Source organism: Paenibacillus sp. FSL P2-0121 (genome assembly GCF_037975345.1).
Taxonomy (GTDB): domain Bacteria; phylum Bacillota; class Bacilli; order Paenibacillales; family Paenibacillaceae; genus Paenibacillus_AQ; species Paenibacillus_AQ odorifer.
The window spans coordinates 1,373,079-1,390,753 of record NZ_CP150245.1 but is presented as its reverse complement, the minus strand read 5'-3'; the positions used below and the strand labels follow the sequence as shown (position 1 = coordinate 1,390,753).

Annotated in this window: 14 protein-coding genes; 5 read left to right on the top strand and 9 right to left on the bottom strand. The window is 45.1% G+C overall.

All coding sequences use genetic code 11. The annotated features are described in order from the left end of the window. Positions 1–219: 219 nt before the first annotated feature. Complete coding sequence (locus tag MKY54_RS06090; RefSeq protein WP_339189924.1) at positions 220–7,065, bottom strand: S-layer homology domain-containing protein; 6,846 nt, start codon at positions 7,063–7,065, stop codon at positions 220–222. 203 nt (positions 7,066–7,268) lie between these two features. On the opposite strand from MKY54_RS06090, the gene MKY54_RS06085 reads away from it, so the two are divergent. Beyond that, positions 7,269–7,907, top strand: a complete 639-nt coding sequence (locus MKY54_RS06085; RefSeq protein WP_076129517.1) for a pentapeptide repeat-containing protein — start codon at positions 7,269–7,271, stop codon at positions 7,905–7,907. Here the strand turns inward: MKY54_RS06085 and MKY54_RS06080 are convergent. Beyond that, entirely contained in the window at positions 7,897–8,358 is a 462-nt protein-coding gene (locus MKY54_RS06080) for a SprT family protein (protein ID WP_081383508.1), read from the bottom strand. The two genes, MKY54_RS06085 and MKY54_RS06080, sit on opposite strands and share 11 nt — an antisense overlap. A 120-nt stretch (positions 8,359–8,478) precedes the next feature. On the opposite strand from MKY54_RS06080, the gene MKY54_RS06075 reads away from it, so the two are divergent. From MKY54_RS06075 to MKY54_RS06065, 3 genes are all read left to right on the top strand, one after another. Next, positions 8,479–8,841, top strand: a complete 363-nt coding sequence (locus tag MKY54_RS06075) for a hypothetical protein (protein ID WP_036686808.1) — start codon at positions 8,479–8,481, stop codon at positions 8,839–8,841. A 64-nt stretch (positions 8,842–8,905) separates the two neighbouring features. Then, a complete protein-coding gene (gene cmpA / locus MKY54_RS06070) occupies positions 8,906–9,037 on the top strand; it encodes a cortex morphogenetic protein CmpA (RefSeq protein ID WP_094903512.1) in 132 nt (43 codons plus the stop codon). 96 nt (positions 9,038–9,133) lie between these two features. Continuing rightward, on the top strand, positions 9,134–9,619 hold the full coding sequence (locus MKY54_RS06065) for a hypothetical protein (RefSeq protein ID WP_076280204.1): 486 nt from the start codon (positions 9,134–9,136) through the stop codon (positions 9,617–9,619). A 26-nt stretch (positions 9,620–9,645) separates the two neighbouring features. On the opposite strand, the gene MKY54_RS06060 is transcribed toward MKY54_RS06065, so the two are convergent. The 7 genes from MKY54_RS06060 to MKY54_RS06030 form a co-directional block, all read right to left on the bottom strand. Next, positions 9,646–9,840, bottom strand: a complete 195-nt coding sequence (locus MKY54_RS06060) for a hypothetical protein (RefSeq protein ID WP_036686806.1) — start codon at positions 9,838–9,840, stop codon at positions 9,646–9,648. A 120-nt stretch (positions 9,841–9,960) separates the two neighbouring features. Next, positions 9,961–10,851 carry a carbohydrate ABC transporter permease gene (locus MKY54_RS06055; RefSeq protein ID WP_076280203.1) on the bottom strand — a complete coding sequence of 297 codons (891 nt, stop codon included), beginning with the start codon at positions 10,849–10,851 and terminating at the stop codon, positions 9,961–9,963. Positions 10,852–10,864: 13 nt separating this feature from the next. Beyond that, positions 10,865–11,746 carry a sugar ABC transporter permease gene (locus MKY54_RS06050; protein ID WP_036686803.1) on the bottom strand — a complete coding sequence of 294 codons (882 nt, stop codon included), beginning with the start codon at positions 11,744–11,746 and terminating at the stop codon, positions 10,865–10,867. Between the two features lie 101 nt (positions 11,747–11,847). Further along, complete coding sequence (locus MKY54_RS06045; RefSeq protein ID WP_038569072.1) at positions 11,848–13,170, bottom strand: extracellular solute-binding protein; 1,323 nt, start codon at positions 13,168–13,170, stop codon at positions 11,848–11,850. Positions 13,171–13,281: 111 nt separating this feature from the next. Then, on the bottom strand, positions 13,282–14,070 hold the full coding sequence (locus MKY54_RS06040) for a response regulator (protein WP_038569070.1): 789 nt from the start codon (positions 14,068–14,070) through the stop codon (positions 13,282–13,284). After that, the gene (locus tag MKY54_RS06035) at positions 14,067–15,827 is read right to left on the bottom strand and encodes a sensor histidine kinase (protein ID WP_339189921.1); all 1,761 of its coding nucleotides are present in this window, start codon (positions 15,825–15,827) and stop codon (positions 14,067–14,069) included. The genes MKY54_RS06040 and MKY54_RS06035 overlap by 4 nt, the downstream gene beginning before the upstream one ends. Positions 15,828–16,128: 301 nt before the next feature. Continuing rightward, positions 16,129–16,623, bottom strand: a complete 495-nt coding sequence (locus MKY54_RS06030) for a DinB family protein (RefSeq protein ID WP_036686798.1) — start codon at positions 16,621–16,623, stop codon at positions 16,129–16,131. A gap of 220 nt (positions 16,624–16,843) precedes the next feature. On the opposite strand from MKY54_RS06030, the gene MKY54_RS06025 reads away from it, so the two are divergent. Continuing rightward, positions 16,844–17,407 (top strand): CGNR zinc finger domain-containing protein, encoded by a 564-nt coding sequence (locus MKY54_RS06025; RefSeq protein ID WP_076305362.1) that lies wholly within the window; start codon positions 16,844–16,846, stop codon positions 17,405–17,407. The last annotated feature ends 268 nt before the right edge of the window (positions 17,408–17,675 follow it).

Here is a 17,675-nt window from a genome sequence, read left to right as displayed (position 1 = left end):
GTCGATGTTGGTGTTGGTGTTGGTGTTGCTGTTGGTGTTGCTGTTGGTGTTTATGCAAGTGATTGGGTTACTCAAAGTCAATGAGCTTTCGCTTGCTCATAAGCTTTTATAGCAGGCCAGCCATCGTCAAAAACGCAGAGCAGCGATCCTCCAATAACCGGAGGATCGCTGCTCTGCTGTCCTTTTACTTATGCCATATTGTAGCTTCTACCGCGGTAGTTAATTCAATAATTCAGCTGCTCTAAGCAACCGTACAAGAATTACGGCGGCTTCTGCACGGCTAGTATCACTGCTAGGTGCAAAGCTGCCTGATGGTTGACCTTTCATAATACCTTTTGCAACCAGGTCAGACACTGCTTCTTTAGCCCATGAGGAAATAGTTGAAGCGTCTCTGAAAACATCTGTAGCAACGATTGCTCTAGATCCTTCAGCTTCTAGATTCAGCAGCTTCATTGCTCTGGCTGCCATAACAGCCATTTGCTCCCGTGTAATAGGGGCGTTCGGACGGAAGGTTCCATCCTCATAGCCTTGAACCAGTCCTAAGGCTGCAGCAGCTCTGGCGTCCGCTGCATACCAAGATAAATCGGACACATCACTGAAGGTCTTCGTCGTGTTCGCAGCTACAAGACCTAACGATCGAATCAGCATAGCTGCGAACTCGGCACGACTGACAGATTTCTGAGGTGCAAAGGTATCTGTGGATTGTCCGGTCAAGATCAGTCGGCTGGCAAGTCTCTCAATCTCATTTCTCGCCCAATGTGTGGAAATATCTCCAAAAGTCACAGGGTGCAGCGCAGCGACAAATACACCGCTCGCAATACTGCTCTTAACCGTAACCTTGGTCATCCCATTAACGAGCTCATACAATGCAGGTACATAACGGAAGGAACCCGTCTGTTCATCGTAAATAAGGACTACACCTGTCTTCGCATCCAGCGCCTCCTTAAGCATAAATGTACGATCTACATAAGTGGTACCGAACCCGCTTGCTGCTACAGAGGTTTTTCCATCCGTTACCTTTAGAGTGAAATTAGCCGGTGTTCCTTGCACAGTAAAGCCTTGCTGCTTAGCTTTGGCAAGCAGTTGTTCCAATCCTTTTCCGCTTAGCGAATTTACATTGAACTCCAGTGTGCCTGCCGGCATTTGTGCGGCTTTGAGCACACTCTCCACAAGCTCTAACGGGAAGCGGTAGCTCATCCCTCCACTTTCAATAACAAGCACAGCTTTGGGGCTAAGTGCCGCCGCCTTACGTAAAGCATCTGCACTAAACCGGGCTGTGCCGTCACCGTTAGCTGAAATCTCGATAACAGCCTGCCCTGCAGTCGCCTTAGCTTTTAGCTGCGCATCATGATTAGCTGCTGGCGTAGGTGCTGGTGTAGCCGTCGGTGTGCCGGGTTGAACAGGGTTCACTGACCCTGTAGGGTCTGTTGGACCAGGAGTACTTGTTGGTTCTGGAGTACTCGTCGGACTAGGAGTACTTGTTGGATCCACAGGATTGATCGGGTCTACAGGATCTGTCCCGCCAGGTGATAGCACCTCAATTGTATATCCCCTCTTATCGTTGCCCACAGTTACCGTGAAGTCTGTGATACCCGCTTTAATTCCATTAAGACTGTCGTTGGTAAATGTAGCAATCTCATTGCTCATAATATTTAGAGTAGCTTGTGCGGTAAGATCTCTGCCTTCTTTATCTAGTACCTTAAGCTTAGCTGACTTACCCTGCTCTAATACCACAGGCCCGCTCTGTCCATCTGCTAGTTTGATAGAGAACGGTTTAATGGCTGAGGCTATTCCTTGATTTTGTTCTTTAATGCTTAAGTCAGGAGAGGCATTGGTCAGTAGGTTCATCCGTTCGCCACGAATAATCATGTTGTCGACCAACAGACTCCCTTTCAGATTTTTCGTAACTTCTATACCGCTTGTACCTGCGCCATCTAATACATTATTCGTCATCACTACTCCATCAATGGAAGTGAGAGTATCTCCCTCTAGATCACCTTGAGCAATCAGCCCCGAATAAGTGCTGTCCAGTGCTGTATTGTTGCGAATGAGTACTTTTCCTTTCAGATCACTCTCACCAGCATAAAGCCATAACGCACCCAGATTCACGCCGTAACCGGAATCGTAGCTGCCAGTTCTAAGCAAGGTATTTCGCTCCACAATCGTTGTTCCTTGGAATGGCTCGGCGGTGAAACGGGTGGACACTGCAATCCCGGCTCCATTAGTCACAGTGTCTTTTACCACGTTGTCCTGGACTTTGTTATCTTTCCCCCCAAAGACTACAATGTTATCCGCTAACCAAGGCAAGGATACCGTATTAAAACGTGCCGTGTTGTTATAGCTCGGTGTACGTTCCGTACCATTCACATCCGTCAACTTGCCGTCTGTAAACGACCACATTGCGATTCCATCATCCCCTGGATAGCGGATGTCACTTTGTTCCATCATGCTGTTGCCAGTCCCTACGGCAAAGTTAATCCCGTCTGCCATAAGATTGCGGATCCGCAGACCTGCCATGTACAGACCATTCGTACGCGCCTTTTCACCCATCGGCTGAGTTAACCACAAGCCTGCTTTGGTATGTTCTATCCAAACGTTCTGTATAATCGAACCTTGGCCAAAAGCACCATGGAAAGCGTTGGTGATCGCTTCATCATCCCGTTCGTTAATGCCGCCTTCAATCATCAGATCGTAAACACCAACCTTACCGCCGTGACCATAAAACTTAGCTCCATTCAGAACCGTATACCACATGCCGGCACCACGTATTTCAGCGGTATCCAGATCCAGCAGACCCTCACCGACATTAAAGGTACCCGCCGGGAACCACACACCTTTACCTGTCGCATTCGCTTCGGCAAGGGCTGCCTTGAAGGCTGCGGTATCATCTCCCTCATCATTCGCTGCCGCTCCAAAATCCGTTACGGAAATAAATCCGTCCGGGCGAGCCAACTCAGGGGCAACCTGCTCCATATCCACCAGGTCAATGACGTAAGAAGCTGCGTTGTCTCCTGTTCCCTTCTCTAAGCGAATAGTTGCTCCGGCAGGAGCATCACCAATCAGAGCATGGATTTCGTCAAAGAAGCGGTGTCCACTGCCTTGGCGAGGGTCATTTGACCATGGGTAGCTGCCATATTCCCAAGCATATTTGGATGTCAGCTTAAGCTGCTTCTTAATTCCATCCACATATAGAGTCAAGGTTTCTTCCGCACCAGCCCCATCTGGACTATCAGGAATAGAATATCGAAGAACGATGGAGTTAGCTGATTCTGCAAGCTTGAACTCTAGATAATCTCCCGTATTCTTCAAGGCCACCGCTTGTCGTCCAGAAGCCTCGGAAGCCATGCTGAGATATTTCCGCGACGAGCCAATCAGCGTTCCGTTTGTTGCCGCATCCTCAGCTTCATAGCTGATATATGGAACCGTTGCTCCACGGTATGTTTTGTTAACGCTGTTTTTTACGGTCAGGCTATCAAGGGTTACTTTACTCCAATCCACGTTGTCACTGCTTAGAGAAACCGTGTTGATGCCTGCACGAAGCTGCAATTTTACCGCTACAGTCTTCCAAGAGGCAGACTTGCCAAGACTAACCTTGCCCCCTTCGTTTAATCCATTCACCTCTAGTGCCAGATCCGTTGCGGCAGCAGCGGTATTTTTGTATCGAATAACAGCATCGTATTCCCCAGCCTGCTGGGCGTTGACTGCAAACCGTATAACACGTTTCCCTTTGAATGCTTCTCCTCCTGCATAAATTGCATCAGCAGGGATAGGTAAGAAGCTCCAGAGCTCACTATCAGTTCCATTTGCAGCAGAACCAAGCTGAACAGCCGATGTGCTGTGAGAAAGAAGACCTGTTCCGTTCGCACTTAGCAGAAGAGCATAACCTAACTTCTCTTCCAGCTTCCATTGGGATCTTTCTGTATCTCCAGCAGCTAACAAGACCACTTGGCCCGATTCATTGAGCGAAAGATAATGTTGTGTCTGAACATTCATAATCCGTTTGCGTCCGTTTATCTCCTGGACCAGCCACTGGGATTGAGCCGCCATATCGGAAGCATCTGCATATAGGACAGCCCCCTCTTTTTCGGCCAATACTTTACCAGCCATGCCTTTCGGTACAATGGTTATGATGTTGGTATCATTTTGAACTGGAGTTGTTGTATTGTTATTGCGCAGTTCTCCAGATGGAGTAGTAAACTCCTGTGGAGCCGCCTCAAGTGTCCATAGTGCCGTACCCTCACTTTCTAGCAAAAGCGCACGTTCAGCATATCCTGTCTTATTGGCAATGTTTATTAATTCATCGTCGTATTCTCCAAAGAGACTACGAATGGTGTAATGTGTATAATCGGAAGCCAAGCTTACTTCCCAGGCAGAGGCTCCGTCTACAGCAGGTTCTGTACTACTGCTCTCCAAATATGAATAATCACCATTCAGCGTTAAAAAATGACCTGTTGCCCGGTTGGTGATCGTCTGTTTACCCTCCTGTACAGTTACATTCCAGTGCGAAAATCCATTGTCTGCTGACGGCTGCCCATACAGAACAACCCCACGCTCATTTTCGTATAAATACTCTCCGCTGCTTGCATTCTTGAATCTTACAGGGTAATCAGGCAGTGGCGGAGCAATCGCTTCAACCGCTTCAGCAGTAAAATGTGCACTGCTTTTTTCCGCTGTATCTGCAGCTTTACTGATTCGGAGAATTGGGTTGCCGTTATCATCCGGCGCACCATAGATATAGTGACCAGCCCATGAGCTCATAATGGTAGTCACACCGGACGGTTGCATATCAACCTTCCACTTAATGCTGGCCCATACATCGTACACTGTTTGCAAAGTTTGAACGCTAACTTTAGGATCAATCTCATCTACAGCCCCACCTATATGCTCAAGGGAGAGATAACGTCCAGTGCCTTTATTTTTTATCTTCACCGATCCATTGCTGCCCGCTATTTCTTGCAACTGCCAGACAAAGGAATCGTCATTCAAATCAAGTGGACCATAAGTAGCCTGGCCTACTGTTACATCCTCGTTGGCAGCTGCTAGAGGTGCAAGATTTTGGTTAGAGTGTGCAGAGTCCTGGTCAGCATAGACAGCTTCAGTAACCGTCTTGGATTCTGGCAATTCCTCTAGTGCGGCTGAAGAAGTCAGCAAAGGACCGTCCTTAAGATATTGATCCTCTCCATTTACAGCATCTAGCTGAAAACGGAACAAATCTTGTTTTTTCTCGGTGACCGGAACAAATCTCCACTGCGGACTGCCCCAACCTGGATTGATCACTCCGTACTCAGCATATTTAGTGAGGTTTTGAAGTGAAATATACTTCTCTGGGATTTTATTAGGTTCCTTGTCGAGAACGCTACTGATTACGTAGGTGTTGTTCCCAACATTTTCGCCTGTCCAGATGTATTCTCGTTCCACATGATTTCTGTCTGGAAGCTCTGTGACCTGAAGGTGGCCATTTGGCATATTCATCGTGTTCATGTAATGGCCTGTTTTCTTGTTTTTGAACAGCTTGCGGCCGTTATATTTCTCCACGAGCCACTGATCGGAGCCGTCCTTCTGCATATTTCCATATTTTAAAAGACCATCAACACTCTCATACCAATAAAATGACTTCCAGCCATTCTGAATTCGGTAATAGGGCACGGTGCCGTCAGTTGGTGTGTTAGGATCTAAAAGCTGCCACTGAGCGCTCAAAGAAGTCGCATCCCCAATCGCACCCGCATGTTCTCCACCCAATGTAGACAAATAAATGCCTGTGCTTTCGAGATTCTGAAGCGTCTGGTAATCATCATAATCATCGGAATCATTAAAAATCCATTGATCCGACGGCTGACTTCCGCTAATCTGCAAGGCCTTGGCAGTACCTTCACTATAAGAAACATAATGATCGGTTGCCGCATTACGGATACGCTTATTACCGTCATAATCTTCTATATACCATAGATAGTCAGAGGTGTTAGCGGCATCTGGCGCAATAATTCCATGCTTAAGCTCGCCGTTTGCGGATTCATATAAGAAATCTGTAGCCACTTGTGCATCCGTATAAGTTGCCAGTCGTACAGGCTGTAATTCGGAAATAGGCACGATTCTCCACTGCGCGCTTGGATTAGAGGCTGAACCCGGCCAGCTGTTAGATCGCACATTATTGTCATCGCTGAATTGTGGATTTAGCCATAATGGACTCCCCTCTTCAGTTAAACCACTGTTACGAAGGGTAATGAAGCCCGTCCCATCAGGGCCTGGTGCATGCTCTTGGACCCATTCACTTAGCTTCACGTGATCCATATCGACTTCCTGCGAAAAAACCCCAGCCCAGGTCACTTCATTTTGCTTAATATAATGACCTGTCGCACGGTTGCGAATCATTACTGTTCCGTCATCCGTCCCTGATTCAAGATACCACTGGGCCGCTTCATTGCTGACAGGCTGTTTACCGTAAAGAACATTCCCTTCACTTTCATACATTACCTGACCGGGGCGGAGACGACTCTCTAGCCGTACAGGTGCTGCATTTAGATCTATAAAAGCCCACTGCGGACTCTCAAACGTAACATTAATATCCGAGCTTACTTGCGCATAACCAAGCTGATTCTCCTCGTGGATAACCAACTTCCCCTCTGGCACAGTCGCACTTCGGATGATCATGTATCCATTGCGATTGGAAGTATCGATTAGCCACTGATCCGCAACACTTCCTGAACCTTGGTGTTCTGCCGCCTTAAGTGAATCCTCTTTGCCGTTGTTACCAGCCATTGTAATGTAATGGCCTGTCTTCACATTCTTGATTCGTGACAGCCCGTTCACCGTCTCAACCGTCCAATGCGCTGAAGCATCGGCTGGATTGGTCATGCCATAACGCACGATTCCTGCGGATGTCTCATATAAAAAGTTGTTTTTCCACTTATTCTTGATGAGTACCGTACCTGATGGAATTTGCTCAGCGCCTGTTCCTCCAACCCCTTCTGCTCCCACGGAACCACTACCGGTTCCCATTACAGGCAAGCTTGAAAAAATCAGCAGCAGCGCGAGCAGACCCGCCATTGCGGACCTGATTCGTTTCATACATGTGCCCCCTCTAATTAATATGGACTTCCTTTTCATATTAGTTTGGGAACGCTTACAAAACGATGTGCGATTTTATCCAGAAAAAGGTGTATTTGTACGGATATCCAATCCCTACAACCTTCATGAAGATTGACAAATCGGTTTAACGCGATGATAGTTAGTTTTAGCTACCCGCAAGGAGTAAACAAACGGAGGTACATATGAATTTCAAAATTGATTCGCCAAAAATAGCAGATCCTGACTCTCTTCTTCCTGAGCAAATATATTCACTGCAAACCAAAGACGAATTCAGCTGTTGCAGCATCAGCGATACGGTTATTGATAATCAAGAGGCTAATAAGGTCAGCTTTGATCGCGTGATTTTTAAAAATGTAACGATTACGGAGTGCTCCCTAACTGGGATCGAGCTTATGGACGTGATATTTGATCGCTGTGATCTATCTAATGTGGATTTTACGAATGGCATTATTCATCGAACTGAATTTAGAAACTGCAAGCTCATCGGCACAGACTTTACAAGAGGCAGATTCCAGAATGTTCGTGTAGTAGATTGTATCGGGGATTTTGCTACGTTTCGATTCGCTAATCTGAAGCAGGTTTCTTTTGAGAACAGCTCATTAATGAGTTCCGACTACTATCAGTCAAATTTCCAAAAAATCAGCTTCAGCGAGTGTAATATGGATCAAGCCACATTGTCAGGATCAAAGCTTAATGGGATCGACCTTAGTGACTGCGAGTTCAGTGGCTTGATCGTGGATATCAAAGATTTAGAAGGATGTATCATTTCGCCTCAGCAAGCTGTTTCTTTTGTCGGATTATTAGGTTTGGTTATAAAATAAATAACTTCAACTTGCCCGAACATTTACCGCAGCGATAACGCTTAGGGTCTACTTTTCGCTTACGCGGATACTCCATGGCACAGGCACTGCATACAAGCTTATATCGATAGGGCAGCGGCTTCCGAGCTTTTGCACCCGGCAGTGTCTGACAGTAGCGGCTTCCGCCGACTTGCGCCAGCAGGCTTTTGAAATCAGCGTCACGATGCATATACCCTCGCTTAGCCAAATGCAAATGATAATGGCAGAGCTCATGCTTTATAATCCGCTCCGTCTCTTCTCTGCCAAACATGGCAAGCTGATGGGGATTAATCTCTATATTATGACTTTTGGTAAAATATCGGCCACCCGTTGAGGACAACCGGCTGTTAAAGCTCGCCTTATGCCTAAACGGCACGCCAAAGCTGTCCCGTGATACCTGCTCAATCCACAGCTGTAGCTCTTCGTTGCTCATAGTTTCCATAGCGTTCTATCACAAGTCCTTTCCACGGGAATTAAGATCTCTACTTGAATTGTAACTTGTGCATAGGCTAAACTGTCAAGAAGGAAGACAAGTACGGAGGGAGAATGAACAATGCCGAAAATGCGGTATGTAATTTTGCAGCAAAATCAAGAACTACAATTCGTGGAAATGCCTGAGGAATATGCGTACCAACTAAGTGCGCTCAATTTACGCCTGAACAAAGAAATCGACAAGCTGACAGCCGATAATGTTCCGGATCTGCCCTTAGCCATCGCCGAGTGCGATTCGCTGGATCTGTTACGTGAGGATTACTCCCTGGAGTCCGGTCTGGATTATATCAATAGATTGGAACAAGCCTTCGCCTCTGTTCAAGAGCAGAAGAACTACCCACTGATCTCCCTGCTTACTGAGATACGAGCACTACAGGCTCAATTGGAGCAGTGGTACGAAGAGGAAGCAGAAAGCCTACTGTAATCCGCACCTTTAGGCTTATTTCTCCATATTCTAACTTACGTAAGTTGTTAGAGGAGGGATTCGCTTGCCACAGTGGCTCTGCCATCAGCTAATGAAAGCTTATTACAAAAAAGACCGCCGTCAGATCAAGCTGCTGAATGAGTGCTGGTTCTTTTATCGTAATTCTGCGGAATCGAGTAATGAGATGAAGTTATAGCCTCGGATGATTAAGATCTAGGACATATTTAAAGCAGCGGCTACCGTCTTTTAAAAAGACGGTAGCCGTTTTTGTTAAGAAAGGGGACTTATAATTATGATCAGTAGAACAAGACATATACAGCTGTCTCCGGAAAGTGGGACTGAGGAAGAGGACAATTATAATCTCTATGTCATAGTCACATTCCCTGACCGCTCCCGCTGGGCATCGGATTTCTACACCTTCAAGAACATCGAAGCGATCCGACAAGACTACATCCAAAGTGGTGCTTGTCTAAATGGGGCCTACTGGAGTGCACCTAATTATCTAACTGTCGTGGATCATATTGATCGCAAGCGAATTGAAGAAATCGTCGATTTATATATTTCGGAAGGTACATTCGAATACGCCTTTGAATACATAGGACAGGTCACGGAGCGGGATCTGGAGATTATCGATTATCCGGAAGGCTTTTTCAACCCTTTAGAAAAGCTTGAGCACAGGTACGTTATGCGGCAGTTCGCTGCAATTGAGTTTATGCTGGAGAATGCTGCACCAGAAACTATAGCAGTAATAAAAAAGATCATCGCAGAGAAACAATAAGACTCCGCCTTAAGAATCAATCCTTATTAAAACTTAGGAAATACATATTTAACCAAAAAGAACAGAAAACCAAAAAATATAATAATGTAAGCAGCATATTTAATAAAGGTAGATGCGACAACGCTGGAATCCGATTTCCGTTGTACCTCCCTATGCTCCACTTCAACACTTCTATCCTTATAGCCCGGTTCCATCAGCAATCTCTCCTTTCGAATGTTCATCTTTGATAGCCTCCATTAACCCGAGGCTTTCAAGATTGAATCAAAATTCTAGATTGGATTAAAAAAAGACCGGAATTCTCTTCAGCTTTTCGAGCTGAGAAATTCAGGTCTTCTTTCTACTTACCCTTTAACCGAACCCGCCGCAATTCCCTCAACGATACGGTTACTGAGGAACAGGAATGTAATCAGAATAGGCAAAATACTGATCATAAGCGTTGCCCCGATCGCACCCCAATCCGTCGTATATTGACCAATGAAGTTTTGCACCCCCACGGTCAGCGTCTTGTAAGAATCAGAACTAATAAATGTGTTTACAAAAATAAATTCGTTCCAGTTATAGATCATATTAATAATGGCTGTAGTCGCGATCACCGAGCTTGTCATAGGAAGTATAATTCTAAAAAACATTCTGTTCACGGAACAACCATCAATTACTGCAGCCTCTTCCACTTCACGTGGCAGTGCGTAATAGAAACCCAGCAAAATCATAATCGTTATCGGCATGTTAAAAGCGACATAAGACAAAATAAGTGACAAAGGGTGATCCGTTAAGCCAATCTTATTGAATATACTAAATAACGGAATAAGCGTGGAGTGAACAGGAATCATCATCGCTACCATAAACAATCCCAGTACGAACGAGCTTCCCTTCCATTTCATCCTGGTAACTGCATACGTAACCAAGCTCCCGAAGATAACCGTTAACACCGTAGCCACGATGGTAATCCATACGCTATTGAAGAAATACACGTTGATGTTCCCTACATTCCAGACCTTCGCGTAATTCTCCCAATGAGGATTCATCGGCAACGATAGAGCAGGAAGGTTGAACACTTCCTGATTATTTTTTAATGAGAAAAACAGCAGCCATACAAGCGGAAACAATTGCAGAGCAGCAACGGCAATCAACACGATATATAGCAATGAGTAGCCTAATTTACGTGTGATCTCCGTGCCAGCGCCGCCTGGCTTTGGCCCGATTTCTAGCCTTCCTGCAGTTCCAGACATCATGAAGCGCCCCTCCTTATGAGTATTGGATCGAATCTTTCGTAGCAGTTAATTTGCGAATGACCCAAGTAATGACGAGACAGATGACGAGCAGGAAGAAACCAATTGCGCTCCCGTAGCCAAAATCATAAGCCCGAAAAGCCTGATGATACATATAAGACGCCATCACTTCACTAGAGCCATTAGGACCTCCATCCGTCATAACAAAGATTAAGTCAAAATACTTCAGAGAACCTACAACGGCCAGAACAATCGTAACTTTAATGACTTCCATTGCGAGTGGAAGCTTAATTTTCCAAGCGATTTGTAAGGCAGAGGCTCCGTCAATCTTTGCTGCCTCTTCCAGAGAGGTCGGGATATTCTTGAGTGCTGCGTAATAGATCAGAATATAGAAACCAGCATATTGCCACAGAATGGGAATAAATAAAGCAAACAAAACTAATGTAGGCTCTGCAAGCCATGCAGGAGGATTAGCAAAACCAATGGATACTAATAAGCTGTTCACAATTCCGTTCGTCGGATGATAAATTCTTAGCCAAAGCTGCGCAATCGCAACGGACGATAGCAGCATCGGAATCAGATATATTTTGCGAAACAAGTTAGCTCCCTTGATCCGGGCGGCTAATACCATAGCAATTGCCAAATAAATAATGAGACTTAGGGTAGAAAACAACGCTAACTGCAGAGAATGCCAAGCACTATTCCAGAAGGTTTGGTCTGTTAGCAAAGCTTTATAGTTATCAAATCCGATAAAAGTCAGAGCACCTATGCCATTCCACTTATTCAGTCCATAATAACCCGTTAGAACAATCGGAATATATACAATAGCCAGAATGAGAAGCAAGGCGGGAAATACATATAACGCGATTATTTTTTTGTTAGACATCACTTTATCCAAAGTGTCCGACTCCTTTCCTTCATAAACCGTTTGAGGAAAGGCTTATCCGGCATCACGCTGCCGGATAAGCTAATTGTCCCCTTCGCCTAGTTGTCGAAGCTTTAGTTGCCTTTGGAGATGGCCGCGTCATGCTCCTCGGAATACTTCTCTGGCGTCACCGCTTTGCCAAAAAGAGCCTGGATCATATTCAGATGCGTTTCTGCTGCATTGGCACGCATTTGAACATCTGCGAATAAAGTGATGCTGCTAGCTTTGTTCATTTCGTTAAACAAATCGATGTAGAGCTGTGGTAGATCCAGTGTGGCGGTGTCCACCTTCGTAGCTGGAATAACGCCTGCTCCAGTTACGGATTGCTCTCCCCATTTGGATACGAAATACTCGACGAATAATTTTGCTTCTTCTTTTACCTCAGAGTTCTCAGCGACAAATAATCCTACACCTGGTCCACCTACCCAGCTGTTAATGTCTCCCTTCCCGCCTTCAACTGTCGGGAATTTGAAGAAACCAACACTATTACGGAATTCCAGTGGAATTTCTTCATTCGTTGTGAAGTTTGGCAGATCCCATGATCCCATCATGTACATTGCCGCCTTGCCATTTACGAACTCTGATTTTGCCTCTTCATTTGATAAACCGTTGAATCCCTTAACAAATGCATTGCTGTCTACAAGTGATTGGACCTCTGATGCCGCCTTTACTAATCCTTCATCCATAAATGAGCCTGATCCACTGATCGCACCTGCAAGTGCCTGTTGGCCTGCGATCCGATCAGCTAGATACATATACCAAAGCGATCCTGTCCAGCGATCCTTATTGCCGAGAGCAATCGGTGCAATGCCCCCATCAGATAGTGTTTTTACAACTTGCTTAAACTGATCGTAGGTTTGTGGAACCTCAAGATTATACTTTTCAAAAATAGCTTTATTGTAGTAGATAGGTGCGATGTTAAACTCAAGTGGAAGCGCATACGTTTTATCGTTAATAGCATAAGCTTCTGTAGTTCCTGCGACGAACTTGTCTTTTAATTCACCATTCAACAAGTCATCTACAGGTGCGAACAGATTTCCTTCAACGTAAGGCTGCAAAAAGCCAGCGGCCCAAGTTACCCCAACGTCTGGCAATTCGTTAGAAGCAGACAATACCTTCAGCTTATTTTTGTATTGCTCGTTGTCCAGAACCTCTTGCTTGATTACAACATTGGGATGCTCTGTTTGATATTCTTTAATGATTTGATTAACAATTTTATTTTGTCCGGCAGAAACACCTTCTGGCCATAAATGCATGAAGTTAACGGTGACTTTGTCGCTTCCCCCATTTGCACTACCTTTAGATTCACCTGCATTGTTATCTTTTTGACCACAACCAGCTGTGACAAGAACGAGGCACATCGTTAAGAACAATATTGTCCATTTTTTATTGCGCACGCTTACAACCCCTTTTCTATTGTTGTCTAGCGGCCTTGTAACCGCTTAACTAGATTGTAGCTTGGATCCCATGATGTCGTAAGGTCATAAGGATTGGGACTAATACCACTATTATTGGATTCTTTCCTCCGTGGTCATGACGTTCTGCCGGTATTGCCCTGGACTAACATTTTCGAGTGCACGAAATACCTTCACAAAATATTTGGCTGTTTGATAGCCTACTTGTTCCGCGATTTCAGCAATGGACAGCCGGGTGCTCACCAGTAGTTCTTTGGCTCGTTGTACTCTCCTTCTCGTTACATATTCACTGTAAGTCAGTCCCGTCTGCTCTTTGAAAAGGACGCTGAAATAGCTGGCATTCATGTGTAATTGATCCGCTATATCACGCATGGATATCGATTCGTGAAGATGTTCGTCTAAGTATTGGAGTGCCTCACGCACTTGAGTGCTATACACTTTCTCCTGCTGTACCGTTTCCATAAGCTTGGGATCGATCAGCTTCTCCATTCGTTCGATTCGATAAATATCATCCTTGCGTTTCAATGCTAATTCCACTGCTCGGACCAGCTTCGTTTTGTCGAGTGGCTTCAGTAAATATTCAACTACACCAAACTGCAAGGCTTTCTGTGCATAGTCAAATTCAGGATGGCCGGAGATCACAATAACCACTGGAGGATGAGGCATTTCGTTCAGCTTTTCAACTAATTCTAGCCCTCCAATCTCAGGCATGCGCACATCGGTAATAAGCAGATTAACTTCGTTATTTTGCAGCCATGCCAGTGCCTCAACACCGCTTGCTGCGGTTTCGATGCGATATTGACCGGATGACCAGGCTTCTAATGTTTTACGAACCCCTTCTCTTGTTCTCGGTTCATCATCTACGATGAGTATAGTTTTCACGTGTTTTTCCCCTCTCCAGGTTCATTCGGTATTTCAAAAGAGATGCTAGTTCCATAACCTTCTTCACTTCGTATTTCAAGCCCGTCCGTATTGTCTACGTAACTGAGTTTCAGTCTCCGCTCTATATTAGCAATACCAATCCCAGTCCTTTTGGAAGACCTCATGCTCCCCTTCTCCATGGTGTGATAGATAGACGATATCTTTGCTGCATCCATCCCTGGACCATCGTCAGTTACCGTAACCAATGTATATCCCGGACGACTTGAAGGTCTGACAATTAGCATGACTGTCCCCGGTCCAACCCTTTGCTCTACGCCATGAAGAATCGCATTTTCGACAAGAGGCTGGATTAACAGCTTCGGTAGCGGGACACTTCGGCAAGCTTCATCTGACTCAATCCGCCAGGATAACCTGTCGAGCATACGCATCTCCATAATCTTCAAATATCTTTCGGCATGGTCGAGCTCATCGCCGATAGTCACCCATTCATCATCATCAGTTCGATTGATGACATAACGAAAAAGCCCCGACATATCAACCACAATTTGGGCTAATTCCTCCTCACCTTTTTCATCGAGGGCCCAGTAGAATGCTTCTAATGTATTAAATAAGAAATGCGGATTGATTTGAGCCTGAAGTGCCTTTAATTCTGTGCGACTCTGGACGATCTCCTTCTGATAGACGACTTCAATTAGTTCATTCAGAGAGTGAACCATCTGGTTGTAAGTATTATTGAGCTCATTGATCTCCATAGTGGTAGAAGTGACTGAAATCGGTTTCAAGGTTCCAAATCGTGAACCGCGCATCACTTTTATCAAATTCAGTATGGGCCGTGTAATCATCGTGGATAAAATAAAAGTAAAGATGAGAAACAATAAACTGCCAACAACACCGGATACGATGATCGCTGTACGAAGGACAGATATCCCCTCTGTCGTATAGTCAACTGGAGTGAGGATTACTAGCCTCCAGCCTGTTGCCTTGGACTGCTTCTGAATTACAATGTAGTCTTCTCCGCCAACCTCAACCTTTTCTCCTCCATGATCCAGTATCTTATTTGCATTGACATTTACGGAAAAATCGGAAGAAATTTGCCGTCCTGCTTCATCAAATAATCTCATTAATTCACGCGTTTCCGCCTGTGAGCTGTCCACCTCATCCGTAAGCTGGAAGTAACTTTTCTCAATTTGAACCATAATATAGCCAGCTTTCGTGAATGAATGATCAATCAGCCTAATATTACGAATCGCAATGACGATATCCGAATTCCGCGGGTCAAGTCCAAACCATACGAGACGTCCTTTGCCCTCGTCCACCCGGCTGATCCATTCTTCGGATACTCGATTGTTCAAGCTGGCGTCATCAACTGAGAGTAATTTCTGATAATCACCTGCATACAGCTCAATGGAACGAATCCCTGTCGCATACGCCTCATATTTACGTACTTCCTGCTGGATGGTTTGACGTTCGGCGAAACTGATCGGCTTTCCTTCGGCCTCTTGAGCGAGCGATCGCTGAATGGAGGCGTTGGTTGCCACTTGCGCCGTCAACGTATTAATCTGCCGGATCAGTACATCCAATTTGCCCGTTGCCTGAACTGCAGTCTGTTCAATGTGCTTCTCCGCACTATTGCGTAATAGAACCGAAACTTGCCCATACATAAAAAAACCAACCGTGGCGAGTACGATCACCATGACAAACATGAAACCCAGGAAAATTTGATTACGCAATGTGTTTAACTGTCCAAACCTCGTCAATCTTTACACTCCCTTCCGCCTGATAGACTTGATTCCTCATCAAAAAAGATGACCCTTAAATCTTCAGGAATCATCTGCAGCTCTAGTTATTTGTTAATTCAGCCTTTGGATTATATGATATCAGTGATTAGTTTCTGAGCCCATATCCATATCGCGTTTTAATTTATCCAAATCAACCAAAAAAAACAATATAGAATATATACTCGTGCCTACCAGAGTTGCACACAAAAAAACCGTACCTCCGCTGACCCGGGTATACCGGAATAGCAGTGTACGGCTTGTATTTTTAAATGTGGAGGTTCTAATTAAAACTACGGTTGGACACCCATGAACCCTGCAATTTACGCAGCATAATAATTTGTCCAGTATGGTAAGAATCGTGTAGGATAAGGCTCATTACCTCTTCCCCTGGCGCATGACCCGAACCGCCCCAATCATACGCGCCTTCTTCCAACGCTTCAATGATTTCTCTAAGAGCAGCATGCACGTCCTTCAGGTCTGCAACGGCTTTCGCCCATGCTTCTTCTCCTTCAGCTGTTACAGTAAAGGTATCATCGTTGCTTTCAGCATCGGGTTGTTTGGGCAACCCTTTTAGCTTTCGCAGCAAACGCACCTTATAATAAGTTAGATGGTTAACCGTTTCCCAGATAGAATTGGCCGCCCCACCCTCTGGCTTCCAGAGAGCCTGTTTGCTATCCACACCTTCCAGCGCATCGCTAAGCGGCGGAGCCCAATCCTCGATATCCATGCAATAATCCCAATTTTGGAGCAAGACCTCACTGATTTTATTTTGCATGTTCAACCTCCTAAAAATTTGTGTAAACATAAACTTCATGGTGTAGCTTCAAAAAGAACTACTTCAAAGCGAACTAATATGTAACGACTTAAACCATAATATAGTGGTTACAAAAGAAATGTAGCATATTTCCAGATTGTATTCAAGTAACTAGCTAAACTTATTTTTAACTGTTACAATGATTTGTAATGAGCGTTGAATCGGAAAGGATGAACAGACCGTGTTGTGGGAGGATTTCATTAACAGCTACTGGCGGGATTGGCGAACAGGAGATAAGAATAAAGATCGGGACAGGCTCGATGAAGAAGAATGGGTTTTTAAATGGCTGAAGGAGTATTCTCTTTTAGAAACACAGATGCCGAACACGATAGAAATGGCGCAGCTTAAAAAGCTTCGCTCACTACTATGGAACTGGGTACAGGCTATTGTGCAAGGAAACACGGTGTATGGAGAAATGCTTGAACAGCTCAATATCTATTTGGACAAGGGTCCTGTTACACGGCGAATTGTGTGGAAAGGCGACGAGCAAGCGGAAATAAAGCTGTTGCCACTTCATAGCGGTTGGGAGCAGGTGATGGCGGAGATTGCGGCGTCTTTTGCCGAGGCATTGCTTGAAAAAGAACCCACAAGATTCCGCATCTGCGAGAATCCCGATTGCCTCTGGGTCTATTATGATGATACACGCAACCGCTCCAAGCGGTACTGCGATGACAAAGCTTGTGGCAACCTTATGAAGGTGCGGCGCTTCCGGGCGCGGAAGAAGGCTGAGTCTGAGGGGGAATAGGCGGTTGTAGCAACGATACTCCGGTTTGTGGTGGCTTGCTACGACAGATTATGGGCAAGTGGAAAAAGGCTGGCATAGCTTAATGAACTCGTAAAATAACTGCATTTCATACACTTATTCCGCATCCAAAGGGGATCATCAAGACTTTAATTGTATTTTGTACACTTAAAAACTAGAAAATGTGCCCATAGAGTAATAAATCACAAAAATAGGTGTACGAAATACAGTTATATCCTTTGGCGGGTTATTTGTGGGATTATAGTTGTAC